General features: G+C 65.4%; 23 protein-coding genes and 1 pseudogene. 10 read left to right on the top strand and 14 right to left on the bottom strand.

Translation table 11 applies throughout. The features are described 5' to 3' along the window. Positions 1-338 (top strand): annotated as a pseudogene (locus tag EET13_RS23710) (PE family protein); the annotation flags it as partial. A gap of 209 nt (positions 339-547) precedes the next feature. On the opposite strand, the gene EET13_RS23715 reads toward EET13_RS23710, so the two are convergent. Further along, complete coding sequence (locus tag EET13_RS23715; protein ID WP_425294043.1) at positions 548-952, bottom strand: hypothetical protein; 405 nt, start codon at positions 950-952, stop codon at positions 548-550. 135 nt (positions 953-1,087) lie between these two features. Here EET13_RS23715 and EET13_RS23720 point away from each other — a divergent pair, with 135 nt between their 5' ends. The 3 genes from EET13_RS23720 (at position 1,088) to EET13_RS23730 (ending at position 3,055) form a co-directional block, all read left to right on the top strand. Then, positions 1,088-1,858 (top strand): hypothetical protein, encoded by a 771-nt coding sequence (locus EET13_RS23720; RefSeq protein ID WP_122444577.1) that lies wholly within the window; start codon positions 1,088-1,090, stop codon positions 1,856-1,858. Next, complete coding sequence (locus EET13_RS23725; protein WP_244604078.1) at positions 1,855-2,445, top strand: twin-arginine translocation pathway signal; 591 nt, start codon at positions 1,855-1,857, stop codon at positions 2,443-2,445. The genes EET13_RS23720 and EET13_RS23725 overlap by 4 nt, the downstream gene beginning before the upstream one ends. 94 nt (positions 2,446-2,539) lie before the next feature. Beyond that, positions 2,540-3,055, top strand: coding sequence for an Rv2253/PknI dimerization domain-containing protein (locus tag EET13_RS23730; protein ID WP_122444559.1), 516 nt, complete (start codon positions 2,540-2,542; stop codon positions 3,053-3,055). A gap of 21 nt (positions 3,056-3,076) precedes the next feature. On the opposite strand, the gene EET13_RS23735 is transcribed toward EET13_RS23730, so the two are convergent. The 10 genes from EET13_RS23735 to EET13_RS23780 all read right to left on the bottom strand — a co-directional run bounded on the left by EET13_RS23735 (position 3,077) and on the right by EET13_RS23780 (position 15,764). Then, positions 3,077-4,780: an MlaD family protein gene (locus EET13_RS23735; RefSeq protein ID WP_122444560.1), complete on the bottom strand. Its 1,704-nt coding sequence runs from the start codon at positions 4,778-4,780 to the stop codon at positions 3,077-3,079. Continuing rightward, a complete protein-coding gene (locus EET13_RS23740) occupies positions 4,781-6,133 on the bottom strand; it encodes an MCE family protein (RefSeq protein ID WP_168991326.1) in 1,353 nt (450 codons plus the stop codon). A gap of 8 nt (positions 6,134-6,141) precedes the next feature. Continuing rightward, positions 6,142-7,551: an MCE family protein gene (locus EET13_RS23745; RefSeq protein ID WP_122444561.1), complete on the bottom strand. Its 1,410-nt coding sequence runs from the start codon at positions 7,549-7,551 to the stop codon at positions 6,142-6,144. Beyond that, positions 7,551-8,672, bottom strand: a complete 1,122-nt coding sequence (locus EET13_RS23750; RefSeq protein ID WP_122444562.1) for an MCE family protein — start codon at positions 8,670-8,672, stop codon at positions 7,551-7,553. The genes EET13_RS23745 and EET13_RS23750 overlap by 1 nt, the downstream gene beginning before the upstream one ends. Further along, the gene (locus EET13_RS23755) at positions 8,669-9,709 is read right to left on the bottom strand and encodes an MCE family protein (protein WP_122444563.1); all 1,041 of its coding nucleotides are present in this window, start codon (positions 9,707-9,709) and stop codon (positions 8,669-8,671) included. The genes EET13_RS23750 and EET13_RS23755 overlap by 4 nt, the downstream gene beginning before the upstream one ends. Further along, positions 9,706-10,983, bottom strand: coding sequence for an MCE family protein (locus EET13_RS23760; protein ID WP_122444564.1), 1,278 nt, complete (start codon positions 10,981-10,983; stop codon positions 9,706-9,708). The genes EET13_RS23755 and EET13_RS23760 overlap by 4 nt, the downstream gene beginning before the upstream one ends. Positions 10,984-10,994: 11 nt before the next feature. After that, positions 10,995-11,840 (bottom strand): ABC transporter permease, encoded by an 846-nt coding sequence (locus EET13_RS23765; protein WP_122444565.1) that lies wholly within the window; start codon positions 11,838-11,840, stop codon positions 10,995-10,997. Between the two features lie 36 nt (positions 11,841-11,876). Beyond that, complete coding sequence (locus EET13_RS23770) at positions 11,877-12,683, bottom strand: MlaE family ABC transporter permease (RefSeq protein ID WP_122444566.1); 807 nt, start codon at positions 12,681-12,683, stop codon at positions 11,877-11,879. 337 nt (positions 12,684-13,020) lie between these two features. Next, positions 13,021-14,226, bottom strand: coding sequence for a CaiB/BaiF CoA transferase family protein (locus EET13_RS23775; protein ID WP_122444567.1), 1,206 nt, complete (start codon positions 14,224-14,226; stop codon positions 13,021-13,023). Next, on the bottom strand, positions 14,223-15,764 hold the full coding sequence (locus EET13_RS23780; protein ID WP_122444568.1) for an aldehyde dehydrogenase family protein: 1,542 nt from the start codon (positions 15,762-15,764) through the stop codon (positions 14,223-14,225). Before EET13_RS23780 ends, EET13_RS23775 begins: the two co-directional genes overlap by 4 nt. A 261-nt stretch (positions 15,765-16,025) precedes the next feature. On the opposite strand from EET13_RS23780, the gene EET13_RS23785 reads away from it, so the two are divergent. From EET13_RS23785 to EET13_RS23795, 3 genes are read left to right on the top strand one after another with little or no spacing between them, the layout of a single operon-like run. Beyond that, the gene (locus tag EET13_RS23785; RefSeq protein WP_122444569.1) at positions 16,026-16,727 is read left to right on the top strand and encodes an SDR family NAD(P)-dependent oxidoreductase; all 702 of its coding nucleotides are present in this window, start codon (positions 16,026-16,028) and stop codon (positions 16,725-16,727) included. 17 nt (positions 16,728-16,744) lie between these two features. After that, positions 16,745-16,942: a ferredoxin gene (locus EET13_RS23790; protein ID WP_122444570.1), complete on the top strand. Its 198-nt coding sequence runs from the start codon at positions 16,745-16,747 to the stop codon at positions 16,940-16,942. Positions 16,943-16,977: 35 nt separating this feature from the next. Further along, positions 16,978-18,303, top strand: coding sequence for a cytochrome P450 (locus tag EET13_RS23795; RefSeq protein WP_122444571.1), 1,326 nt, complete (start codon positions 16,978-16,980; stop codon positions 18,301-18,303). Positions 18,304-18,347: 44 nt separating this feature from the next. Here the strand turns inward: EET13_RS23795 and EET13_RS23800 are convergent, their stop codons facing one another. Both EET13_RS23800 and EET13_RS23805 read right to left on the bottom strand, forming a co-directional pair. Continuing rightward, positions 18,348-19,523, bottom strand: a complete 1,176-nt coding sequence (locus EET13_RS23800; protein WP_122444572.1) for an acyl-CoA dehydrogenase family protein — start codon at positions 19,521-19,523, stop codon at positions 18,348-18,350. Further along, positions 19,507-20,505 (bottom strand): acyl-CoA dehydrogenase family protein, encoded by a 999-nt coding sequence (locus EET13_RS23805; RefSeq protein WP_122444573.1) that lies wholly within the window; start codon positions 20,503-20,505, stop codon positions 19,507-19,509. Before EET13_RS23805 ends, EET13_RS23800 begins: the two co-directional genes overlap by 17 nt. Before the next feature lie 101 nt (positions 20,506-20,606). Between EET13_RS23805 and EET13_RS23810 the strand changes: the two genes are divergently transcribed. The 3 genes from EET13_RS23810 (at position 20,607) to EET13_RS23820 (ending at position 23,933) form a co-directional block, all read left to right on the top strand. Beyond that, positions 20,607-21,107: a nuclear transport factor 2 family protein gene (locus EET13_RS23810; RefSeq protein ID WP_122444574.1), complete on the top strand. Its 501-nt coding sequence runs from the start codon at positions 20,607-20,609 to the stop codon at positions 21,105-21,107. A gap of 88 nt (positions 21,108-21,195) precedes the next feature. Beyond that, entirely contained in the window at positions 21,196-22,197 is a 1,002-nt protein-coding gene (locus tag EET13_RS23815; protein WP_122444575.1) for an NAD-dependent epimerase/dehydratase family protein, read from the top strand. A 182-nt stretch (positions 22,198-22,379) separates the two neighbouring features. Next, positions 22,380-23,933, top strand: coding sequence for a phospholipase C (locus EET13_RS23820; protein ID WP_425293720.1), 1,554 nt, complete (start codon positions 22,380-22,382; stop codon positions 23,931-23,933). A gap of 416 nt (positions 23,934-24,349) precedes the next feature. On the opposite strand, the gene EET13_RS32450 is transcribed toward EET13_RS23820, so the two are convergent. Next, positions 24,350-24,697: hypothetical protein (locus EET13_RS32450; protein ID WP_211189123.1), on the bottom strand; the 348-nt coding region annotated here is incomplete at its 5' end.

The following is a 24,697-nucleotide window of genomic DNA, read 5'->3' on the forward strand; positions in this document are numbered from 1 at the left end:
CAGGTGGGAACTCGGGGGGCGGTCTGGCGGGCGGGAACGGAGGCAACAGCGGATCCGGAGGCGACGGTGGCAATGCCGGACTGATCGGCTCAGGCGGTGCAGGCGGCAACGCCGGGCAGGGCGGAGTTGGCGGCAGGGGCCGATCCGGCGGAAACGACGGGGCCGGAAATAGCGGTGGCAACGGCGGTAACGCGCAGATTTTCGGTAACGGCGGCGCGGGCGGGGACGGCACCGGCGGCGCGCCCAGTGGCGCCGGCGGCGAAGGCGGACTGCTCCGTGGCACCCGCGGCGCGGATGGGCTGAACCACCCAGATCTGCCATACTCGCTGCGGCGCTGATCGGCGCGGTGAACGCGAAAGATGTAGTGCGGCAGGGATAATCGGAGCATTCGGAGCTTACCGCCGAGAACGGAGCTCACCCATCAGCCGGGGCCATCGCCGATTGGTCCAAGGCCTGTGAGCCGGCAACCCGCTTTCGCGTCTCGTCACACAGATGGTCGCAGGTGCCGAAGCGGACGCCGCGGCGCAGCTTCTATCGCTAAACCTGTTTAGGTGTCGCCACGCACCCAGGTGGCGTGACCGTTCTGCGCCACGCAGACCACGAACAGGCCGTCGGGCGCCTGGGCGACGTAGTACTCCGGGTAGCTGGTGCAGTCGGAGTTTTCGTCCTTGATTCCGGCCATCGGGGGTGATCGGAACCATCTGGGTTCGTATCGCCGCGGCGAACCGCAGAACATCAGCCGGCCCGGCTCGGTGGCGAACGAGACGTAGTAGTCGGCGGTTCCGAAGACGTAGTAGGTGGTGTTGTCGCAGGGGGCGCCGAGGACGACGTTCGGGGTGATTCCGGGTGTGCAGGCCGGGTAGTCGCACACCGTGGGGCCCGCGCCGGCGGGTGGTGCCGTCAATACTGTCATGCCGAGCAACGCGGCAATCGCTGCCACGAGTAAGCGCACGCTATTACTCTTGCACAATTGAAAAGAAAACTCTCCTGCCCGGAGAGGATACGAATCAACGCATTCGGGGGACGGGCCCGTTGGGTGAGTGATCGATAATGTTGCTCTCGTTGAGAGCGTGGCCAGGAGGTGACAATGCCGTCGCGAGAGCCTCTTTCTGAGGACCTGGACGCCGACGGCCCATCGCTCACCCAGGCAGAGCAAGCCGTCGCCGTGGCCGAAGCCCGAGCCCGTGCGGCCCGCGAGCACGCGACGCAGCTGAGCCGCCAGGCCGCCGCGCAGGCTGGCCATCCGCAGCCCGCCGGCACGGCCGATGACAAGCCCGAAAGCGCAACCACCGACGACCGGACCGCTGCCGCCGGCCGCCGATTCCGGTTGCGGCCGCAGTGGCTTCGTCGTCCGGGACGCACTGGCCTGGCGACGATCGCCGCAGCGGCGCTTACCTGCGGGTCGCTCGGCGCGAGCGGTTATCTGGTGTGGCACCACCGCACCGTGGCGCACCAACAGCAGCGCGCCGCGGAGTTCGCGGCCGCGGCGCGCCACGACGCCATCATCCTGATGTCGATCGACGCCAACAGGGCCAGGCAGGATGTGCAGCGCATCATCGACAACACGACCGGTGCGTTCAAAGGCGGCATGCTGATCGCCGCCGACGATCTGGTTCAGTCGGTCGAGCAGTCCAGAATCAGCACCAAGGCGACCGTACAAGGCGTCGCCGTCCAGTCGATGACCGACGATTCCGCGGTCGTCCTGGTCGCGGCCAGGGCCGAGGTCGCCAATCCAGAAGCCAACCCAGGCCCCAATTTCGGTAAAGACAAACTGGCGCCGCGGTCGTGGCGGATCGTGATGACCTTGCAACGCGACGGCGGACAGCTCAAAGTGGCGAAGGTCGAAGCGCTGCCGTGACGGTCGACGACGGTCCACAGCTCGACGACCCGACCGCTTCGCCCGACGGCGGGTCGGCGCCGCGACTCCGATTCGCCTTGACGCGGAGCCGGATCCGCCGTTGCCTGACGAGGTGGCGTCCAATCCTGTTGGGGCTGATGGTCATTGCCACGACCGGCTTCGCCGCCGGCTTCTTCTACTTCGGTTACCGTCTGGATCAACAAACCAGCAACACAGCAGCACGCGATGCGATCAGGGCGGCATCCGAGGGCACGGTGGCGCTCCTGTCGTACTCACCCGACAGCCTGAGCCGGGATTTCGACAATGCGAGATGGCGGCTCACCGACGACTACCAGGCCTACTACGAACGGTTCACCGAGCAGATCGTGGCGCCCGCGGCGCAGCGGGGCCAAATCACCACCAGCGCCCGCGTTATTCGAGCCGCCGCTGCGGAATTGCATCCGGATTCGGCTGTCGTACTTGTGTTTATCAGTCTGAAGACCACCAGCAAGGACAAGCCAGAACCTGTGAAAACCACCAGTAGCGTGCGAGTAACTCTGAGCAAGGTCAACGGATCCTGGCTCATCGCCAAGCTCGACTCGCTGTGATGGTCGCGGCTTTGCAGCCAAGCCCTCGCCCACCCGGCGGCGCCGGTGTTACTGTCTCAGTGGGAAGTGACGCCAGCGCGTCGAGGAGCACGTGATGCGGTCAATGGGCACTGTCGCAAGCGCAATAACGGTGGCTGTCACGATGATTGGCGCCTCGAATACAACGCCGCCGGCCCGGGCCTCCACCGATGGCCCTGCCATCAACGGAACCTACCGCGCCACGTCCGTCGGGGAATGGGCCAAAACGAATCAATCGTTTCATGACGAACCGACCGTCAGCAGCACCTGGACCGTGTCGTCCAGTTGTGCTACCGCCCAGGACTGCACCGGTCGGGTGACCAGCGACCAGGGTTGGAGTGCACCGCTTTACATGCATGACGGAGTGATGTGGACCGTCAAACACGAAGTGCCCAACTGGGAAACCTGTCCCGACGGCACCTCGTTCACCGGAGTGCAGACATTCACCTTCTATCCGGCAGCCCCGGACGGCACCATCCAGACCGGATCGCCGACACTTGCGGGCAAAGACCAGACGGTCGGGCCCAGCGGCGCTTGCGGAACCAACAAGTGGCTCGTCGTCATGATGCCGTTCCGACTCGACAGGGTCTGAAAGGTCGCCGGGCGCCACCGGCTAGCCCGCCAAGAGCATGTCCTTCCAGGTCTTGGGAGGCTTGACCAGGTCTGCTTGTCGATACAGCTGACCGTCGGGACCTATGTAGCGACCGGTCCGCGGATCGTACTGGGCCACCGCCAGACCCGGAGTCGGGCCAGATGCGTTGTGGCCGAATGCACTTGGTGCGGCTTGGGGCCCGCCAACCGGTGCTGGCGGAGCTCCGTCCGGAACGTCCATCGGCGCAATGGGCGTGAGATCCACCGGCGCCGGTGGTTGCAAGTTCGCCGGCGGCGGCACCGACGACCCCGGCGGGATCGGTGGTTGCTGCAGCGGTACCGGCGAACCCGGCGGTACCGGCGGCGTTCCCCGCGGACCGGGCGAGCCCGGCGGCAGCGGGGTGCCCTCTACCGGCCCGAAAATCCGGTCGCGGTAGAAGTTGACCCGATCGTCGGGCGGGATCCCCTGGGCCAGCAGATTCGGGTCCAGCGGGTAGGCGCCGAAGACGTGCTGGCGCATCGCCAGTGGCTCGAAAGGCCGGTCGCTGTCGCAGATTTCGACCGTCGGCGCCCGCTTGCCCGGGTGCTCGATGCAGGGGTAGTTCCGGGCGCCGCGAACCGAGATCGGTGAGTCCTGAGGCAGCTTGCAGTACAGCCCGTCCGGCGTATCGATCGTCGTGGTGTCGGCCGGCGACCGCCATTGGCTGGGCGGTAGGAATCCCACCGTGCAGCCGGGAGGGTCGTCCACCAGAGCAGCGAAGTCTCCTTGGGCGTAGCCCGTCGGGTTCTTGGTGCCGACGAATGATTGGATTGCGGCGACGAATGGCGGCAGCAACACCAGCACCTGCTCGAGCGATGCGTGATAGGTCACCGCGATCTGCCCGACCGTGGTCAGGTTGGCCAGCAGCACCGGCAGCGTCGGCTTGATCTGATCGAGCAGTCGGGACGCCTCGTCGAATGCGCCGGGTCCGTGTTCCAGCAGGGTGCGTATCTGCGGATCGTTGGTCACCAGTTGACCGGAAACTCCGGCGAGGCTGTGCGCCCACAGCCGGATCGCATCGGTGGTCTGCGCTTGGGAATCCAGAACTGGCCCGGTGTCCTCGGTGAGGGTCCGGGCCCGCTCAGCGACACCGTTGAGGTCACCGGAAACCTTTGCCGCCGAATCGAACAACGATCCGAAGTCATAGCCCGCCCCGTTGAATCCCTTGAATGCCTCGTCGAGCAATGTGACCAGCTTGCCCTTGGGGATGCTGTCGATCAACGCACTGGTCTGGTCGAGCACGGGACCGATCGGTTGGGGAATTGTGGCCTGGCTCATCGGAATAACCGAACCGTTGTGCAAATAGGGCGGCGAGCTGGTGTGCGGCCGCAGGTCCACGTATTGTTCGCCGACCGCGGAGATGCTGCGCACATCGGCTTCCAGGTCCGCCGGTATTTTCGGTGAAGAACCAAGCGACAGAGTCGCATTGGCACACGGGCTGCGTTTGGGGTCGCTGCAGTGCGACGTCAGCGCCACCGCGGTGACCTTGCCGACCTGCACCCCGCGGTAGGTCACGTTGCTGAAGCGGTAGAGGCCGCCGGCGGCGGGCACTTCCAGGGTGACCGTTATCCGCCCGATGCCAAGCAGTGTCGGCGCCTGGATGTACATCAAGACCATCACGGCCACCCCGACGATGCCCACGACCGTGAAAATCGCCAGCTGGATACGGACGAAGCGGGTCAGCATCTACGGGCCCGCATCCGGTGGCTGCGTAGCGGTCGGCGGCGTACCCGGCACCTGCGGACCGAACTCGGGTGTGGCCGGACCGAGTTGCGGCCGCGGTGGTGGCGGCACCGGCGGCGGCGCGCCCGGCGGCGGCAATGGCAGCGGCACGAAGGTGGCGGGTCCAGGTGCCGCCGTCGGGGTCAGCGGCGCGCCGACCGGCGGTGCCACCGGTCCCGGCGCCGACGGATTGCGCGGGTCGGGCGTGTACTGGTACTGCAGGTACTGCGGGTCTCCGGGTGCGGGTACCAGCTCCGCGCCCAGCCGTCCCCAGTGGGTGCCCAGCAACAGGCCCTTGCGCAGCCGGGCATTCGTCAGGTCGAGGACGAAGAACCCGTTGACGAAATCACCCCGGATGGCGCGGTCGATGAGGTTCTGGGTGAACGGGTACGTCGGCGCGTAGGCCAGCGCTGCGTCGAGTTCCGGCCCGACGTCGGCGAGCGCGCTGATCGTCGGCTCCAGGTTTTTGAGGTTGGTGACCAGATCGTCGCCAGCGTCGTTGACCAGCCTGGTGGCGGTGTCGCTGAACACCCGGAGCCTGTCCAGCGCGGCCGTGATGCGCGGTCGCTGGCGGATCAGGACGTCCAGCGCGGGCGGCACCTTGTAGAGCGCCTGGGTGATGATGTCGCGCTGGCTGGCGAAGGTGCCGGCAAGCCGGTTGAGCGCCTGGATCGACGTGACGATGTTGCCACGCTGCTGGTCGAGGATTCCCACGAACCTGTCGAGGCGATCGATCAGGTCGCGGACGTCGGCTGCCCGCCCGGACAACGCCGCGTTGAAATTGTGGACGATGTCGCCGATTTGGGTGAAGCCGCCCGAGTTGATGACGACCGACAGCGACGACAACGTCTGCTCGGTCGACGGATATGTGGACGACTTGTCCAGCGCAATGGTGGCGCAGGGTGGTTGCTGCAAGTGGAGCCGGGCGCATTCGGCCGCCGGCCGTAACCTCCCTTCGCCCTTTTTGCCTTGCGGCGGATTGAGTTCCAGATGCATCGATCCCAACAGGCTGGTCTGGCCGACGCTGGCGACCGCGTCGGCCGGTATCTCGACACCGTGCTTGACCGAGATCTCGACGTCGGCGTGCCAGCCCGTCACCCGCATCCTGCCGATGCTGCCGACGATGACGTCGTTGACCATCACCGGCGAATTCGATTCCATGGTGCCGACATTGGCAATCTCGACGTGGTAGATGTCGGCACCCGCGCCACGCCCGACCGCGCCGGGCAGTGGCAGCGAGTTCAAGCCGTTGAATGCGCAACCGGTGACGGCCAGCATGACGGCCACGCCCAGGACCAGCATCCGGCGCGCCAACATCCGGGCGGTCACGGCTGGGCACCTTCGGCGGGCAGCAGCCCCGGCACGGGTTCCGGCGCGGGCGACGGCGACTCGCCCGGGCGGGTGGGCGCCGGCGGTTCGGGCATCGCCGCGCCCGGTATCCGCGCCGGCGGCCCCGGCGGCGGCGGATAATCCGGCGTGTCGCCGGGCAGGCCGGTGTAGGCGGACACCGCCGGTGGCAGTTCGGGCGGACCGGGCTTGGGGCCCTCACCGCCCGGTGCCAGCCGCGGCTCGCTGTAGACGATGTTCTGGGGGTCGGCTGAGGACGCCAGGATGGGGTTGATCGGTATCGGGAGATAGTTCCAGTTGAACAGCAGCAGCGGGTTGAACACTCGCAGCGCCGGGCTGAGATACAACCCGCACAGCTTGCCCGATTCGACCGCGGTGACGTTCTCGATGGCGCCGAGTTGCGCGCAGTAGAGGTTCACCGAATTGGCGGTGTTGTTGACGGTGAACGCTCCGCGGATTGCCCCCATGTCGGGTTCGTAGTCGTTGTAGGCGTTGGCAAGCGCATTCGGCGTGACATGCAGGATGTTCTTCAGCGACATCTTGTTGTCGACGAGGATCTGGGTCAGGTCGGCCAATCGCGCGATCTGTTCGGAGGTCGGGTCGCGGGTCTCGGCGATGAACCGTTGCACCTCCCCGACCGCGCCGGCCAAATCGGTGAGCGCAGCGTCCAAGTCGGATTTGTTGTCGTCGAGCACACTGGTCAGCGTGGCCAGCTGGTTGTTGAACACCACGAGCTGCTGGCTGCTGTCGCGAAGCACCTTGATGAAGGTCTGCAGATTCTTGATGATGTCGACGATGTTTCCGCTGCCGTCAGCCAAAACCCTTCCCACCCCGGATAATTGGGCCAACGTCTGCCTCAGCTTGTCGCCGTTGCCGCCGAGCGCGTTGGCAGCGCTATCGATGAAACGCGCCACCGAGGGTGTGGAGACTTTGCTGTTGGGGCCCAATTCCGTTGCCAACCGCATTAATTGGTCCTTGACTTCGTCCCACTCGACGGGTATTGCGGTCCGGTCGACCGGTATCACCGCGCCGTCGGCCATGGTGGGACCACTGGATCGATAGGCCGGGGTGAGTTGGACATAGCGGGCGGCCACCAGATTCTGGGCAACGATCACCGCCTTGGCGTCGGCGGGAATCGGGACGTCGTGATCGACGTGCATCACGATTGTGGATGTGGTCCCCTGCGGACGGATGGCGGTGATGGTGCCGACCTTGATACCCGAGACCCGAACGTCGTCGCCCGGGTAGATCGCGGTGGTCTTGGTGAAATAGGCGGTGATGGTCTTCGGGCGAAAGAACGCATTGCGAACGGCCACCGCGGCGCCCACGACGATCAGCGCTGCCAACGTGATCGCCAGTCCGAGGCGCAGCAGGTTGCGGGTGATCATCACGACCCTCCCGGGAAGGGCGGAAGTCCGGGCACCCGGCAGTCCGGGCACGGTGGAATGGCGTTGGAGGGGAACGGGATCAGGGCGCGCGGACCGGCAGTGTCGGGTGGCTGACCGGGCGCACCGTAGGCCCGGAAACCGAAGAAATAGTCGAAGAATGGCTGAAAGATTTCCATGACCAGGAAGTTCGGCACGAACGCGGTGTAATAAAAGCCGTTGGAAATGGCTTCGCCCTGGGTGAGCTGATACTTGGCCAGGCCCGGCAGCGCCTGCGACAGCTTGTCCCGGTTCTTCTCCAGCATCGCGATCACCGAATTGAGCCTGGTCAACGTCGGTGCCAGCTTACTTTCGTTGTCGTGCACCAACCCGGTCAGCTGCTTGGCCACCGCGGAGGTATTGGCCAGCAGCTGCACAATCTCCTGCCGACGGGCCTCCAGGACGGACAGCAGGCTGTCGGCATCGAGGATCAGCGTGTTCACCTGCGCGCTGCGTTGCGAGAGGATCTTGGTGACATCGGCGGCGCCTTGTAGTAATTCGCGCAGTGATTTGTTGCGGCTGTTGAGGGTTTGCGACAGCCGGGTCACCCCGTCGAAGGCCGGGCCCAATTGCGGGGCGATCTGGTCGAGCGTTGTCGAGAGCGTGTCCAGCGACTGGTTGAGCGTATCGGTATTGGTGCCGGCGACATCGGTCGTGAGATCACTGAGCGCTTCGCTCAACGAGTATGGCGAGGACGTGCGCGAAATCGGAATCACGTCCATGGGATGCAGCTTGCCGCTGCCCGCCGACTCCAGCGTCAGCACCCGCTGGCCCAGTAGCGACCCGGTCCTGATGTGTGCGGTGGTGTCCGACCCGAGCAGAACCGTCCCCTTGATGGTGAAAGTCACCAAGGCATCGCCGTTGTGCAGGGCCACATCCGAGACCGAGCCGACCTTCATACCCGATACCGTCACGTCGTTGCCCTGGGCCAGGCCACCGGCCTCGGAGAACACCGCCTGGTATCGGACGGCGGTGCCCCGCTGGAGCAGCTGCTCAGGCGACAGTCCGACCGCGATGACCATGATCACCAGCACGGTCCCGATGAATCCGGCCCGAACGAGACCAGTGCCGCGGTACTTGTTCATCGGTCTCCCTCGTCGGGCTCCGCGCAGCGCCCGCCTTCTTGGCGGTATATCGGCGATACCACGGTCCGGTACTGCAGGTCGGAGACCCGAAGGCTCAGCTCGCACAGGTAGTACGGAATCCACGCGCCGTACGAGCCCAACCGCACCAGCTTGCGATAGTTCTTGGGCAGCTTCTGCAGCGAAACGTCGATTTGACCCTTGTTGTCGTCGAGCAGTGGCGCCAACCGGTTGAGCTGATCCACCGTGCCGGCCAGCGGCGGCCGGGCCCGGGTCAGCAGATCGGCGATCGAGGCGGTCCCCTGATCCAGGGCGTCGATCGCGGTGCCGATGGTGTTGCGGTCATCGGAGAAGGCGCTGACGAGCCGCTGCAGGCGATCCAGCGCCGCGGAGAACTTGTCGCCGTCCTTGTCCAGCGTGGCGACCAACGTGTTGAGGTTGTCGATCAGTTGCTGGACGGTTTCGTTGTTGTCGGCCAACGTATTCGAGAACGACGACGTCTTTGAGAGCAACGACTGCAAGGTGCCGCCCTCCCCCTGGAGAACCTGCACCAGCGACGCGGTAAGCGCGTTGACGTCTTGCGGATTCAGGCCCTGGATAACCGGTTTGAGGCCACCCAGCAGCAGATCGAGGTCCAGCGCGGGCGCCGTCCGGTCGAGCGGGATCTCGCCGCCGGCGGGCAGTACCTTGGTGGACCCGGGGCCATCGACGAGTTCGAGATAGCGATCGCCGACCAGGTTCAGGTAGCGGACGACGGCCCGGGTGCCGGTGGTGAGCACGACGCCGCGATCGGCGTCGAATTTCACCCGGACCCTCTTGTCGGGCAACAGCGTAACGCTGTTGACGGTGCCGACCCGGATGCCTGCCACGCGTACCGTCTGTCCGGGCTTGAGCCGCGAGACATCATTGAAGACAGCAGAATAACCATTCGTCGAACCGGTGCGGTACTGACCGAAAATGAAAAACAGGAACACCGTCAGCACCGTCATGGTCACGGCGAAGATGCCGAATTTGATGATCATCGGGCGCGAGCCGCTCATCCGGGTTGCCCGATCTGCATGGTGTTGCGCGGTGGCCCGTCGAGCGGCCCGTACAGCAGCTGCTTGAGGGCATCGGAGTTGAGCAGCAGATGCGGGTTGCCGTACTGCCAGGGATTGGCGCCGACGTCGGTGACCACGAACGGCGGAGCCACGTCGAAGGGCACCACGGGAAGATCCCAGCACTGCGGTCCACCGGTCGCGGCCACCTTGGGCAAGTTGACCGGATAGCGATATCGTTCGGCCCCCCACTCGAATCCGACCAACACCAACACGCCGGGGGTGGGCAGCGGCGGAGCATGCAGGTTCACCAGCGACCCGGCCAGACCGCAGTACAGCGCCTGGTGGTATTCGTTGGTCAGATCGGTGGTGGGCACCAGTAGGTGCAGGACATCGGTGAGCGCTTGCCGGTTGCCGCCAATCACCTGGTTGCCCATGTCGGCCAGACCGATCGAGCTGATCAAGAAGGCGTCCAGGTTTTGTTGCTCGTCGACAATCGTCTTGCTGATCCGGATGGCGTTGTCGGCGGTGCTGAGAAGGTCCTGCGAGGCATCCGCATAGGCGTTACTGACCGTCGGCAACGTCTGCAGGTCGTGGCGCAGTGCGGGCAGACTCGGCTCCTGGGTAGCCAGGAAATGATCGAGGTCGGAGAGCATCTGGCCGATCTGGTGGCCGCGGCCGTTGACCGCCGACGCGATGGCGCCCAGGGTTTCGTTCAGTTTGGCGGGATCGATCGAGTTCAACAAAGACGTCAGTTGTTGGAATACGGTGTTGATTTCAACGGTGACGTGTTGGCTGTCGAGCACGGCACCGGCGCGCAGCGGCTCCGGTGCGGGGTTGTCGGGCGGCACCAGCTCGACGAACTTCGCGCCGAAGACGGTCGTCGACGCGATATCGACGAGCACATTCGACGGAATCAGGCGCATTTGCGACGGCTGCATCGCCAGGTGCAGCACGGCTTTACCGTCCGGCCGGGATTCGATCGAGGCGACCTTGCCCACTTCCACGCCGCGCATCTTCACCTTGGCGTCGGGGTTCATCACCAGGCCGGCTCGCGGCGAAACCACGGTCACCGGCACGCTCTCGGTGAACGAACCCTGGAACAATCCCACCGCGACGGCCGCGATAACGGCGACGACGGCGACGGTTGCCAAACCAGCCAGGGGGCGAACGTAGGATCGCACGCCGAAGTGCCGGCCGGGTGACGCCGCGACAGGTCTTGCGGCGCTTGCGGTTTCCGAACGGTGAATGGGACCCGGTCCGAGGTTCTTCGTCACTGTCGTTTCCCCTAGCCCGACAAGTGGAAGTTGCCGTTGGAGCCGTAGATGGACAGTGACACCAGCAGTGTCACCGAGACGACCACGACCAGCGAAGTGCGCACCGCATTACCGGTCGCCACACCCACACCGGCCGGTCCGCCCGTGGCGAAATAGCCGAAATAGGTATGGATCAACAAAATGGTCAGCGCCATCAGCACCGCCTGCAGGAACGACCACAACAGGTCGATCGGGTTCAGGAACGTCGTGAAGTAGTGCTGATAGAGGCCACCCGACTGGCCGAACAAGACCACGGTGACAAATTGGCTGGCGAGGAAGGACAGGATGACGGCGATGGAATACAGCGGGGTGATCGCGAGCATCCCGGCGACGATCCGGGTGCTCACTAGGTATGAAATCGGCCGGATCGCCATCGATTCCAGTGCATCGATCTCTTCGTTGATCCGCATGGCGCCCAGCTGTGCGGTCACGCCCGCACCAAATGTCGCGGCCAGCCCGATTCCGGCCACCACTGGCGCCGAAATGCGAACGTTGATGAAGGCGGCCAGGAATCCGGTCAGCGCTTCGATGCCGATGTTGCCCAGCGAGCTGTAGCCCTGGACCGCCAGCGTGCCCCCCGCGGCCAGCGTCAAGAACCCGACGATCACCAGGGTCCCGCCGATCATCGCCAAAGTACCTGCACCCATGCTGATTTCGGCGACCAGGCGAATGATTTCGCGCCGGTAGTGGGTGGCCGCGAACGGAGCGCCGGCCAGCGCTTTGCCGTAGAACAACGTGTGGTCGCCGATGCGGCTCAGGGTGCCGACCGGCTTCTGGAGTTGTCGCGTCAGTCGCGGATAGGCTGCTCGCAATGTCACAGCGTGTCCCTACGCCTCCCTGAATTGCGTGCTGTGTTATTTGGTGGACATGCGGATGCCGATGGCGGTGACAACCACGTTGACGACGAACAACGACATGAACGCGTAGACGACGGTTTCGTTGACGGCGTTGCCGACGGCCTTGGCGCCTCCGCCGGATACCGTCAGCCCCCGGTAGCACGCAACCAGGCCGGCGATCAGGCCGAAAAGGGCTGCCTTGACACAGGAAATGATCACCTCTGGTACTCCGGTCAACAACGTGATGCCGGCGGCGAACGCACCGGGATTGACGTCCTGGACGAACACCGAAAAGACGTAACCACCCAGGATGCCGATGATGACCACGAGACTGTTCAACAGCAACGCCACCAGCCCGGAGGCCAGCATGCGTGGTGTGACCAAGCGCTGCACCGGGTTGATCCCCAATACCTCCATCGCGTCGATCTCTTCACGGATCGTTCGCGAACCCAGGTCTGCGCACATCGCCGTGGCGCCCGCGCCGGCGACGATCAGGACGGTCACCAACGGGCCGACTTGGGTAACCGCACCGAAAGCGGCCCCGGCACCGGACAAGTCCGCCGCGCCCAGTTCGCGCAGCAAAATGTTGAGGGTGAAGCTGACCAGGACGGTGAAGGGGATGGCCACCAACAACGTCGGCGCCATCGAGACGCGCGCGACAAACCACGACTGCTCCAGGAATTCCCGCCACTGGAAGGGCCGGCGGAACACGAATTTGATGGCGTCCGCCGACATCGCGAAGAGCCCCCCGACCGCCTGCATGGGTTTGGACCCACGCCCCAACGCGATGCCCGGTGACCAGCGGTCCGCCCCCCTACCGGCCATGCGCCCCATGCCCTCCGGCGGCCATGTGACCAATGTGGCTGCGCGCCAGGCTGATCCGGGCCGCGGAAACCATCGCCCGGTCCACGGACGGCACCGGCGCGCCGTGACTAGTGGCTACCGCCCTCACGCCGGCCCTCCGTTTCGTTGCGTGAGTTGGCGCTTGCAAGCAATGCTGGCCCGGCCCAGCCCCCACCTCTTGCAGCTTTCGGCGATTATGACTCATGCCGCGCCCACGTGTAACAGGAAAACCGCAACCGTTATCGGGCGGGACGGATGGCCTGCCACGGCTGCGACAGCGGGGGCATTCGGCATCGCGGGCACGGGGCTCATGTGGGTCTCAGGTGACGGCCCCTGCCGTCTTGAGTTCGATGATGCGATCCCAGTCCAGTCCGAGTTCCAGGAGGATCTCGTCGGTCTGCTCGGCGAATCCGGGTGCCGGCCCGGTATGGGGCGCGGTGACGTCGAATTGCACCGGGTTGGCCACCAACTCGAGTTGGCCCGCGCGCACCAGATACTCGTTCGCCCGGATTTGCGCGTCGTCGGCCGCTTGCAGGGTGTCCTGCACCGGCGCCCATGGTCCCGCGAGCGTCGCAAAGCGTTCGCTCCACTCGGCAAGCGTGCGTGCTGCGATCACTTTGGTCAAGATCTCCACGGCAGCTGCGGTGTTGGCGGCAATGGTCTCGACGGTCGCGAAGCGGGGATCGTCGGCCAGTTCCGGCCGGTCGATGTGCCGGCACACGTCGGCCCAGAACTTGGTGGGCTGCATCATCACGAATGAGATGTAACGGCTATCCGACGTCGGATACAGCCCCACCAGAGGGTTGTTGGGGGCACCGTGCACGCCGGGCGGCGGGGCTTGCATCAGCTGACCCAAATGCCTTGTCAAGGCCACGGTGTGGCCCAGCGACCACAATCCGCTGCCCAGCAACGACACGTCGACGACGGACGGCTCCCCGGTGCGCTCCCGCTTGAGCAACGCCGCCGCGATGCCGCCGGCGAGGTTGGTACCGGAGATGGTGTCGCCATAGGCCGGCCCGGGCGGATTGATCATGCCCGCATAGCCCATCGGAGTGATGGTGGCAGCAGTTCCCGCCCGGCACCAAAAGGCGGTCATGTCGTAGCCGCCTTTGGCAGCTTCCTCGCCGCGGGGGCCCAGCGCGCTGCCGCGGGCGTAGATGATCGACGGGTTCACCGCTCGGATGTCGTCGACGTCGATGCCGAATTTCTGTCGTGCGTCGGGCAGGAAACTGGTTAGGAACACATCGCAGCGGCGCGCCAGCTCGCAGAGCACTTCTTTGCCTTCCGGCACTGACATGTCCAGGCCGATACTGCGTTTCCCGCGGTTGGCGTGTTCGATGTTGGGGTTCGGGTCGCCCTCCACGCGCAGCATGCCGGTCTGCCGGAGGCCGCGCTGCGGGTCGCCGGTCACCGCATGCTCGACTTTGATGACCTCGGCGCCCCATTCGGCCAGCACGGCACCGGCCGACGGGACGAAGCCGTACATGGCGACTTCCAGGACGCGGATGCCCTCCAACGGTTTCATGCGCGGCCCCCGTGCGCCGGCGCCGCGATCACTGGGGCCGCAAAAGTCTTGCGTTCCAAGAACTCTTCGAGACCGGCGACCCCCATTTCGCGACCGACGCCCGACTGCTTGAAACCGCCGAACGGGCTATCGGCGCCGAAGTAGTTGCCGCCGTTGATGGAAAACGAACCGGTACGGATCCGGCGCGCGACCGACAGCGCCCGGTCCTGGTCTCGACTGAAGACGGCGCCGGCCAATCCGTAGATCGAATTGTTGGCGACCCGGACGGCGTGATCATCGTCGTCGAATCCGATCACGGCGAGCACCGGACCGAACACCTCCTCCTGGGCGATCTCGCTGTCCGGGTCGACGTTGGTGAGCAGGGTCGGTGCATAGAAGTAGCCGGGATCGAGTCGCTTGCCCCCGGTGACCAGGGTCGCGCCCGCGGCGACGGCGCGCTGCACCATGGCGTCCACCTTGTCGCGCTGGCGTTCGTTGATCAGCGGCCCCATATATGTTTTCGGGTCGGCCGGGTCGCCGTGGCGTACCTTGGCGAAGTTCTGCGCGATCAGTTCGACGATTTCGTCGTGGTGCTTGTTGGGCACCAGCAGGCGCGACGTGAGCGCACAGCCCTGACCGGCGTGGGTGACCATGCTGAACGCTGCGAACATGGCCGCGCCGGCGAAGTCGGCGTCGTCGAGCATGATCACCGCGGACTTTCCGCCGAGCTCCAGAAAGACCCGTTTGACTGTCTCGCTGGCCGCCGCCATGATCCGCCGGCCGACCGCTGTTGACCCGGTGAAGCTGACGACGTCGACGTCGGGGCTGCTGGTCAGCGCCTCGCCGACGGCGGAATCCGACGAACTGAGCACGTTGACGACCCCGGGCGGGATATCGGTGTGGTTGGCGATCACCTCACCCAGCGCCAGCGTGATCAGCGGGGTGTCCGGTGCGGCCTTGAGCACCACCGTGCAGCCTGCGGCCAGCGCCGGGGCCAGCTTGGCCAGCGCGAGTTGGTTGGGATAGTTGTAGGCGATGATCGCCGCGACTACTCCGGCGGCTTCCTTCTCCACCCAGCGGTGATGGCGCATCCCCCGTGATTCCCGCTCGCCGAGCTCTTCGGAAAACTGGTAGCCGGGCAGCAGGTCGGCGTAATAGCGCACGATGCCGATCGGCTCGTCGAGTTGCGCTCCGTGGGTCAGGGCACGGGTGGCGCCGACTTCGGCGATGGTGAGCCCTCGCAATTCCTCGGCATGGTCGAGTAGTGCCCGATGGAGTTGGTCCAGACACCGGGTGCGCAACTCGACGTCGGTCGGCCAGGTGGTGGTGTCGAAAGCACGCCGGGCCGCCGCGACCGCCGCCCGGGCTTCCGCCGTCCCGGCATCGGGCGCATACCCCAGGACCGCGGCCGTGGCGGGGTTGACGGACGGAAATGTCGTATCGGTGACGACCAGTCGACCGTCGATCAACAGTCGACGGTCGGCCGGTGCAGGGGCGTCGGCTCGCCCGGCGGCTGGTCCCGCCTCCGCGATGGTTCCCGCCGTCTGCTGCGTCGGCATTGCGGCCCCCTCAGTGTGGTGACGGTCGCGGTAATTTCATTCTCATCCTTTGCGAATCTTACATTCGCGGTATGAGACTTCAACAATGTCCTAATTCCGGACCGGCCTGCGGTCATGCTAGACAATCGCTCAGCGATGTACCGTTTGCGGCGTTTGACGCAGGCTGGACGCCCATTGCCGCCGCCTTGCGGGCCGCTCGGCGCCGAGAGTAGGGTTCTCATAATCGTAAGGGAGATTCTTTGTGATTGAGAAGTTGCGAAGATGAAGACCGCCGTCGTCACCGGCGGCGCATCCGGCATTGGGCTGGCCGTCGCGCGTCGCCTGCGAGCCGACGGTATCGACGTCGCTACCATCGACCGTCAGCAGTCCGACGCCGAACTCGCCTACATCGCCGACGTCACGGATCGGCCGCAGATCGACACCGCCCTGACGGCGATCCGCGACCGCCTGGGGCCGGTCACGATTGTGGTCAATGCCGCGGGCCTGGACGGGTTCAAACGGTTCGCCAATATCACCTTCGAGGACTGGCAGCGGGTGATCGACGTCAACCTCAACGGGGTCTTTCACACCATTCAGGCGGTGCTGCCCGACATGGTGGCGGCCCAGTGGGGACGGATCGTCAATATCTCGTCGTCGAGCACCCATTCGGGCACTCCCTATATGGCGCACTACGTGGCGGCCAAATCGGCGGTCAACGGGTTGACCAAATCCCTGGCGCTCGAATACGGGCCCAGCGGCATCACCGTCAACGCCATCCCGCCCGGGTTCATCGACACCCCGATGCTGCGCAAGGCCGCCGAGCAAGGGTTTCTCGGCGACATCGAGGAGAGCATCGCGCGCACCCCGGTGCGCCGGATGGGCCAGCCCGAAGATATCGCTGCAGCCTGCGCATTTCTGGTGTCCGAGGAAGCCGGCTACATCACGGGCCAGATTCTGGGTGTCAACGGCGGCCGGAACACCTGAGCCGGAAGGTACGCATCGTGAAGGTCTGGGTTGATCCCGAGCGCTGCCAGGGCCATACCTTGTGCGCCATGATCGCTCCGGATTCATTCCAGCTCAGTGACATCGACGGGACCTCGTCGGCGGTCAACGATGTGGTTCCGGCCGATCAGCAGGACCGGGTGCGTGAAGCCGCGCAGTCCTGCCCCGAGCAGGCCATCGTCATCACCGACGAGTAAAGGGAGACAACGGGTTGAGTGTCACTGACCGCGCGATGCCTCGGTACCACTTCGACCGGCACTCCGCGGAGTACCGTCCCCGGTTCAACGCCATCACCGAGGAGATGCACGCCCGGTGTCCCATGGCCTGGAGCGACACCTACGGCGGGCACTGGGTCGCCGCCGGCAGCCACGAGGTGTTCGAACTCGCCCGCTGCCCGGCCGTCTCCAACGATCACGACGTCAACAACGAACGCCGCGGCTACAAAGGCATTTCGATTCCGACCGCCAGCCGGATCAACGGCGTGCGCGGCGGCATTCTGGAGATGGACGATCCCGAGCACCGCAGCTACCGCAACGTGCTCAACCCGTATTTGTCGCCGGCCGCCGTCAAACGCTGGGTGCCGTTGGTCGACGAGGTGACCCGCGCGTGCCTCGACGAAAAGATCGAGCACGGCAGCATCGACTTCGTCGACGATCTGGCCAACGTCGTGCCCGCCGTTCTGACCTTGGCGCTCATGGGTATACCGCTGCAGAACTGGAAGATGTACAGCGAGCCGACACACGCCGCGGTGTATACCCCGGAACACTCGCCCGACATCAAGCGGGTCACCGAGATGCACCGGCAGATGGGGCTCGACCTAGTCAACAACATGATCGAGATCCGCAACAGCCCACGGCCCGGGGTGGTCAATGCCCTGCTCGAGATGCGTATCGACGGCAAGCCCGCGCCCGATCTGGAAATCCTGGGCAACCTCGGATTGCTCATCGGCGGTGGCTTCGACACCACCACGGCGCTGACAGCGCATGCGCTCGAATGGCTTTCGGAAAATGTTGAACAGCGCGCGCTGCTCAGCAGGCAGCGCGAAACGCTGCTCGACTCAGCGACCGAGGAATTTTTGCGCTACTTCACCCCGGCCCCCGGCGACGGCCGGACTTTCGCCGACGATGTCGAACTCGACGGGTTGCATTTCAGAGAGGGTGAGCGGCTGTGGATTTCGTGGGCCATGGCCAACCGTGACGCCGCGGTCTTCCCCGACCCGGACAAGGTCGTTCTCGACCGTAAAGGCAACCGGCACTTCAGCTTCGGCATCGGTGTGCACCGCTGCATCGGATCCAACGTGGCGCGCACCGTGTTCAAGTCCATGCTGACCGCGGTCCTGGACCGGATGCCCGACTACCGTTGCGACCCTGCGGGCACCGTCCACTACGAGACCATCGGGGTCATCCAGGGGATGCGCAAGCTGCCGGCAACCTTCACGCCGGGTCGCCGGATCGGTGCGGGCCTTGATGAAACTCTGGTGCGGCTGCAACGGATTTGCGAGGAGCAGGAGCTCGCCAGACCCGTCACCGAACGCAAAGAGGCTGCGGTTATTTGGTGAGCCGGCAACCTCGGCGGGAGGTGCCCCCAGCTCGGCATAAGAACTCAGCCCCGCGGTAGCCGCAGCACCCGTTGGGCAATAATGTTGCGCTGAATTTCCGACGTGCCCCCGGCGATGGTTCCGGAAAAGCTGCGGGCGTATCGCTCGAACCAGCTTGCAAAGTAGTGATCGAGGTTCATCGGCGCATAGGGTCCGGTCAGGGCGGGGTGTACCAGCCCGTCAGAGCCGGCGGCTGACAACGCATGCTCACAAGCCTGCAGCTCGGCCTCCGAACCCAGCAGCTTGAGCACCGAGATGGCGGCGGTGTCGTCCTCGCCGCGGGCGGCGCGCGCCAGCGCCACCGAACCCAACAGGCGTAGCGCCTGTTTGTCCATCACCATGGTGGCGTAGCGGTCGCGTTCGAGTTCCGTGGCGGGACGAAAGTCGGCCAGCAGATTGTCCAGCCGATCGGCGAAACCCAGCCACATCATGGTGCGCTCGTGCCCGAGGGAGCCATTGGCAACGCGCCAGCCCTGGTTGAGCGGACCCACCAGGTTTTCCGCCGGCACCGACACATCGGTGAAGAACACCTCGTTGAAATCCAGGTCGTCGGCCGAGCAGATGGACGGGAACGGCCGGCGCACCACACCCGCGCTGTCGGTTGGGATGAGTAAGGCGCTGATGCCCTTGTGTTTTGGCGCATCCGGGTCGGTGCGTACGAACGTCAACAACACGTCGGCATCGTGGGCGCCGGAGGTCCACACCTTCTGGCCGTTGACGACGAAGCGATCGTCGTCCAGAACCGCGCGGGTGCGCAGCGACGCCAGGTCGGATCCGGCGCTGGGCTCGCTCATCCCCAGCGAAGCGGTGATCTCGGCCCGCAGGATCGGCACCGCCCACCGGTGCTTCTGCTCGTCCGTGCCGAACGACAACAGCGACGCGGCAACGATATTCACACCCTGCGGGTTGAAACTGTGATAGATCCGTCGCCGGCACAGTTCCTCGAGGTGCACGAACTGCTGCACCAGCGTAGCGTTGCGTCCGCCGAACTCCGGCGGCTGGCCCGGCAGCAGCCAGCCGTTGTCGAACAGCAACCGCTGCCAACGGCGCGCCCAAGCCGGCATGTGCGAGACCGACCGCGGTCGTTCGCCCGTTTCGCATGCCGCAGGCAGGTTTTCGTCGAGGAAGGCCGCGAACTCCGCCCGGAACGCCTCGACGTCGGGATCAAAAGTCAGCTGCACGGTACTCCTGCGCGATCTGAGACCGATGCTCCGCCGCACCGCCGAGCATGAGCTCGCCGGCCTTGGCCCGCTTGAGCGCGAATTGCAGGTCGTTCTCCCAAGTGAATCCCATTGCGCCGTGCAGCTGTAAGCCGTGCCGGAACACCAGCGACTGGCACTCCCCGGCGCTGGCCTTGGCCATGGCGGCGGCCAGCCGCCGTCGCGGGTCGTCGGCGGCGATGGTCAGCGCTGCGAAGTAGGCCAGCGCCCGGGCCCGTTGCACCGCGACGTGCATGTCGGCCGCCTTGTGCTGCACCGCCTGGAACGACCCGATCGGAACCCCGAACTGGTGCCGGCTGCGGACATGGTCGAGCACGAGGTCCAGGATGCGTTGGCAGGCGCCGACCATCGTGATGGCCATGCCGGTCAGCGCAACGTGGCGCGCGCGTTCCCGGTCGACGGTTATCCGGACACCCTCGGGCACCCGAACCCGATCGAAGGACAGGTCGGCGACATGCAGCACCGGGTCGAACACAGATTCGCGACGGGCCGAGACCTGATGGGCGGCCACGATAAACACCCCGGCGTCGGTGACCACCGCCAATTGGTCAGCGCGATCGCCGTCGAGAACGTGGCGCGCGGTACCGTCGAGCACCCATGCGTCGGCGTCCCGGCGCGCCGTCACCCCGCTGTACACGGCGGTACCCGACTGGTGCGGATCGAAATGAGCCGTGGCCAGCGGCGCGAACTGGCTCATCGTCGCCAGGAACGGGGTGGGGTCGGTGGCATGCCCCAACTCCTCCAGCACGATCGCCAGCTCCACCGCGCCGGCCGGATCGTTGAGTTCCGTCCAGCCGAGATCCACATACGCCTTCCACAGCGCACCGGTGTCGACGCCGTCTTCGGCCACGGCGCGCACCAGCGACGGCGGGCACTGCTTGGCCACGACATCGCGCACGGTGTCCTGCCACAAGCGCTGATCGGCATCGAACTCCAACAGCATTCGGGCCGCCTCCTGTCGTCGCTATCATGCGAGAATAGCATTCTTCTGATATGGAAGCAGTAATCTCGCAATCGGACTATGAGGTGCATTAGGGAGCGACGATGTCCGACACCGCCACGACACTGCGGGACATGGAGGCGATCAAGCAACTCAAGGCCCGATACTGCCGATACCTGGACACCAAGCGCTGGGATGACTGGCGGCGGCTGTTCACCGACGACTTCGTCAGCGACACCTCGCAGTCGGGCGGGAGGGTGATCCGGGGCGCCGACGAGTTCGTGTCCTACGTACGCCACGCCCTGGGCAAGCCGTCGCAACCCACGGTGCATCAGGTGCACGCCCCCGAAATCACGCTGACGTCGCTGACGACCGCGACCGGGATCTGGGCGCTCGAGGACGTGGTGCGGTTGGGCCGCGGCGTCAATCTCAACGGGTGCGGTCACAACCACGAAACCTACGAGAAGCTCGACGGCAGTTGGCTGATCAAGTCCTCGACGCTGACCCGGCTGCGTGAGGATATCTTCAATCCCATTTTTTCCGTGCGTATTTCGCCTCGGCTGCGCGACACGGCGGCCTTGCTGGCGCGGCGGCTCGGCCGGTGAACCGCCACCCCCTCACCGCTCAGCGGCGCCTCAGTACCGCGCAATACCGCTGGGACCCGCTGGCGCCCAGTATCTTTCCGAGCCGGCAATGACCGAAGCCAAGAAACTAGTCATCGGGGCCAGCGGCTTCCTGGGCTCGCAGGTCACCCGCCAACTCGTCGCTGCAGGGCAAGATGTGCGGGTCATGGTGCGGCGCACCAGTGTCACCAAGGGCATCGACGATCTGTTGCAGACTCGGAAAGTGGAATGCTGTTACGGCGACATCTTCGACGACGCCGCGCTACGGGCGGCCATGGCCGACTGCGACGTCGTCTACTACTGCGTGGTCGACGCCCGGATGTGGCTGCGCGACCCCGCACCGCTGTTCCGCACCAATGTCGAAGGCCTGCGGCAGGTGCTCGACGCGGCCCTCGACGCGAAGCCGCGCAAGTTCGTATTCACCAGCAGCACTGGCACGTTGGCAATCCACGACCAACGCGCGGTCACCGAGGACGATCCGCACAACTGGAACGACGGCGGCGCCTACATCGAATCCCGGGTCGCCGCGGAGCGCCTGGTCATGCAGTACGTGCGCAACAAGGGGTTACCGGCCGTCGTGATGTGCATCTCGACCACTTATGGGCCCGGTGACTGGGCACCCACGCCGCATGGTTCGCTGCTCGCCCGCGTCGCCGCCGGGCGGTTCCCGTTCTATCTCGGCTTTTCCGCAGAGGTGGTTGGTATCGAAGACGCCGCCCGCGCAATGCTTCTGGCAGCCGACCGGGGCCGCATCGGCGAGCGTTACATCATTTCCGATCGCTACCTGAGCAGCCGGGAAATCCATGAGATTGCGGCGCGCGCGGTGGGCCGGCGACCGCCGCGCATCGGGATCCCCATGCCCATCATGCGTTGCGCTGCGCGCCTCAACGATCTGGCCGCCCTCCTGCTGCGTCGTGACCTGCCTTTCGCCTACGTCGGAACGCGCATGGCAGAACTGATGTCGCCGCTGGACCACGGCAAAGCCGAACGCGAACTGGGCTGGACACCCGAACCGGTGGAAGACTCCATCCGCAAAGCCGCACGGTTTTTCGTCGCGCACCCCGCCGCCTAGGAATTCGTGCAGCCGGCCCGGAGCCAGTGCGCGCATCCAAACCGCAGGCAAGCGCGCCTTCGAGGCTTGGTGACGTGCGGCGCACGGCTGCAGCGGGTTCTGATCGACACACCCGCCGACGTGTCACGTCAGACGGCCGGCGCAAAGATACAGTGGCCCAACTGGTCAGAAGGATGCGTGTGGTGGGCAATAACCCGGTGGACAATATGTCGCGCCGCGAGTTCTTGGCTAAGGCCGCGGCTGCCACAAGTGCCGGAGCTCTGATGTCCTTGGCCGGTCCGGTTATCGAAAAGGCCTACGGGGCCGGCCCGTGTTCGGCTCATTTGACCGATATCGAGCACATCGTGCTGTTGATGCAAGAAAACAGATCCTTCGATCACTACTTCGGAACCCTTTCCGACACAGACGGATTCAACACCGCCTCGCCGAGTTTCCAGCAGAAGGGCTGGAACCCCGGAAGCCAGTCGCCGGACCCGTCCGGCGTCACCATCCCGTTCCGCTTCGACAGCACCAGGGCACCTTTGCTCAACGGCGCCTGCATCAACGACCCCGACCATGACTGGATCACGATGCACGACTCCTGGAACGGCGGCGCCAACGACCACTGGTTGCCGGCCCAAGCGCGGACCCGTTCGGCGGCCAACACCCCGGCGACGATGGGCTACCACACGCGTCAAGACATCCCGGTCCATTACCTGCTGGCCGACACGTTCACCACGTGTGACCGCTACTTCTGCTCGGTGCTGGGCCCCACCTCTCCAAACCGGTTGTATTGGCTCAGCGCCTGGATCGACCCCGCCGGCACCGACGGCGGGCCATCGGTGGAGACCGCTAACACCGCGCCGATCGGCGCGTTCAGCTGGCGCATCATGCCGCAGAACCTCAACGACGCCGGCGTGAGCTGGAAGGTTTACAGCGACAAGTCGTTAGGGCCCGCGATCAACACCTACGTGGGTTACGGCGAGATCGTACAGTGGTTCAAGCAAGCCGCAGATCCGCGGTCGGATCTGGCCCGATTCGGCGCCGCCCCGCGCTACCCGTGGGACTTCGCCGCCGACGTCAGGGCCAACCGGCTGCCGCAGGTCTCCTGGCTGGTTCCAAATATCCTTGTGTCCGAACATCCGGCGATGCCGGACGCGGGCGGTGCCGTAGTGATCGCGGATACGCTGCGAATCTTATTGTCCAATCCGGCAGTCTGGGAAAAGACCGCGCTGATAGTCAGCTATGACGAAAACGGCGGCTTCTTCGACCATGTCGTGCCACCGACAGCTCCGCCGGGAACACCAGGCGAATACATTTCGGTGCCAGACCTCGGCAGGGTGCCCAATTCCGGCGGCATCCGGGGGCCGATCGGCCTGGGTTTTCGTGTTCCGTGTCTGGTGATTTCACCGTTCAGCCGCGGCGGCCTGATGGTCCATGACGTGTTCGATCACACGTCGCAACTTCGATTGATAGAGAAGCGGTTTGGCGTTCCGGTGCCCAACCTCTCCGCTTGGCGCCGAGGCGCGACGGGCGATATGACTTCGGCTTTCAACTTCGCCGTCCCACCCAGCCCGGCACCGCCCACGCTCGACCAACCCCGACGCGTGTTGCCCGAGCTTGCGCAGTGCGGCCTCGGAGTCGGAGCCGTCACGGGCGCCTTCCGCTTGAACCCTCCCTACCGGGTGCCCTACCCGCAGACGATGCCCAGCCAGGAAACCACGCCCACCAGAGGCATTCCCAGCGGCCTGTGCTGATCCGCCAGCATCGTCGATACGGCTGCGGCCGAGGCGATTTCGATCCCGGAACGCGCAATGGTCGTGCCAACGCTCGACTTGCCGGCCCACGGTTGCGGTCAACCCAACTTCGCGACTGCGCTACGACGTCCGCGGTCTTTGACCGGCTGAGTTGCGGTCGAAAGATATTTTCGCAACCCGAATTCGGCCGACGCCACAGCCCAATTCGGTCTACTTAAGGAACTCATTGATAGGTGAAGTGTCGAGGTAGGTCAAGCCGTCCGATCCGGAGTGGCCGTATAGTCGCCCGCCGGTGCCGCCAACGCCGCCCGCGGCGCCGCCGGTCCCGTCTCCACCAACGCCGCCGTTACCGAAATACTGCGCGTCTCCGCCGGTGCCTCCGGTGTTACCGGCCCCGTTGCTCCCTTTCCATCCGCCTAGGCCGCCAACCCCGCCTTGCCCGGCATTGCCGCCATCCCCACCGTTTCCGATCCGCCCGCCAACACCGCCGTCTCCTCCGGCGCCGCCGTTACCTCCGGATCCGCCAGAGACGGTGCCGTAGGAGGTTCCACCTGCGCCCCCGCTACCACCGGCCCCGCCTGAGCCACCAGATCCCATCCAGACCCCGCCAGCACCACCGGCCCCGCCGGTACCTCCAGTCCCTCCAGAACCACCAGCATCAGCAGAGTGCATAAATTTTGCAGAGTCACCGCCGGTCCCTCCTTGCCCGCCAGCCCCGCCGGCACCACCATCGCCGAACCATCGCGCGGCACCACCAGCACCAC

The sequence above is a fragment of the Mycobacterium attenuatum genome, assembly GCF_900566085.1.
GTDB classification, from domain to species: domain Bacteria; phylum Actinomycetota; class Actinomycetes; order Mycobacteriales; family Mycobacteriaceae; genus Mycobacterium; species Mycobacterium attenuatum.

What these genes read in the sequence shown, in the direction of transcription:
- EET13_RS23720 (WP_122444577.1), top strand. Translation starts at nt 1,088, where the DNA reads ATGCCGTCGCGAGAGCCTCTTTCTGAGGACCTGGACGCCGACGGCCCA.
- EET13_RS23730 (WP_122444559.1), top strand. Translation starts at nt 2,540, where the DNA reads ATGCGGTCAATGGGCACTGTCGCAAGCGCAATAACGGTGGCTGTCACG.
- EET13_RS23735 (WP_122444560.1), bottom strand. Translation starts at nt 4,780, where the DNA reads ATGCTGACCCGCTTCGTCCGTATCCAGCTGGCGATTTTCACGGTCGTG.
- EET13_RS23740 (WP_168991326.1), bottom strand. Translation starts at nt 6,133, where the DNA reads ATGTTGGCGCGCCGGATGCTGGTCCTGGGCGTGGCCGTCATGCTGGCC.
- EET13_RS23745 (WP_122444561.1), bottom strand. Translation starts at nt 7,551, where the DNA reads ATGATCACCCGCAACCTGCTGCGCCTCGGACTGGCGATCACGTTGGCA.
- EET13_RS23750 (WP_122444562.1), bottom strand. Translation starts at nt 8,672, where the DNA reads ATGAACAAGTACCGCGGCACTGGTCTCGTTCGGGCCGGATTCATCGGG.
- EET13_RS23755 (WP_122444563.1), bottom strand. Translation starts at nt 9,709, where the DNA reads ATGAGCGGCTCGCGCCCGATGATCATCAAATTCGGCATCTTCGCCGTG.
- EET13_RS23770 (WP_122444566.1), bottom strand. Translation starts at nt 12,683, where the DNA reads ATGGCCGGTAGGGGGGCGGACCGCTGGTCACCGGGCATCGCGTTGGGG.
- EET13_RS23775 (WP_122444567.1), bottom strand. Translation starts at nt 14,226, where the DNA reads ATGAAACCGTTGGAGGGCATCCGCGTCCTGGAAGTCGCCATGTACGGC.
- EET13_RS23780 (WP_122444568.1), bottom strand. Translation starts at nt 15,764, where the DNA reads ATGCCGACGCAGCAGACGGCGGGAACCATCGCGGAGGCGGGACCAGCC.
- EET13_RS23785 (WP_122444569.1), top strand. Translation starts at nt 16,026, where the DNA reads ATGAAGACCGCCGTCGTCACCGGCGGCGCATCCGGCATTGGGCTGGCC.
- EET13_RS23795 (WP_122444571.1), top strand. Translation starts at nt 16,978, where the DNA reads ATGCCTCGGTACCACTTCGACCGGCACTCCGCGGAGTACCGTCCCCGG.
- EET13_RS23805 (WP_122444573.1), bottom strand. Translation starts at nt 20,505, where the DNA reads ATGCTGTTGGAGTTCGATGCCGATCAGCGCTTGTGGCAGGACACCGTG.
- EET13_RS23810 (WP_122444574.1), top strand. Translation starts at nt 20,607, where the DNA reads ATGTCCGACACCGCCACGACACTGCGGGACATGGAGGCGATCAAGCAA.
- EET13_RS23815 (WP_122444575.1), top strand. Translation starts at nt 21,196, where the DNA reads ATGACCGAAGCCAAGAAACTAGTCATCGGGGCCAGCGGCTTCCTGGGC.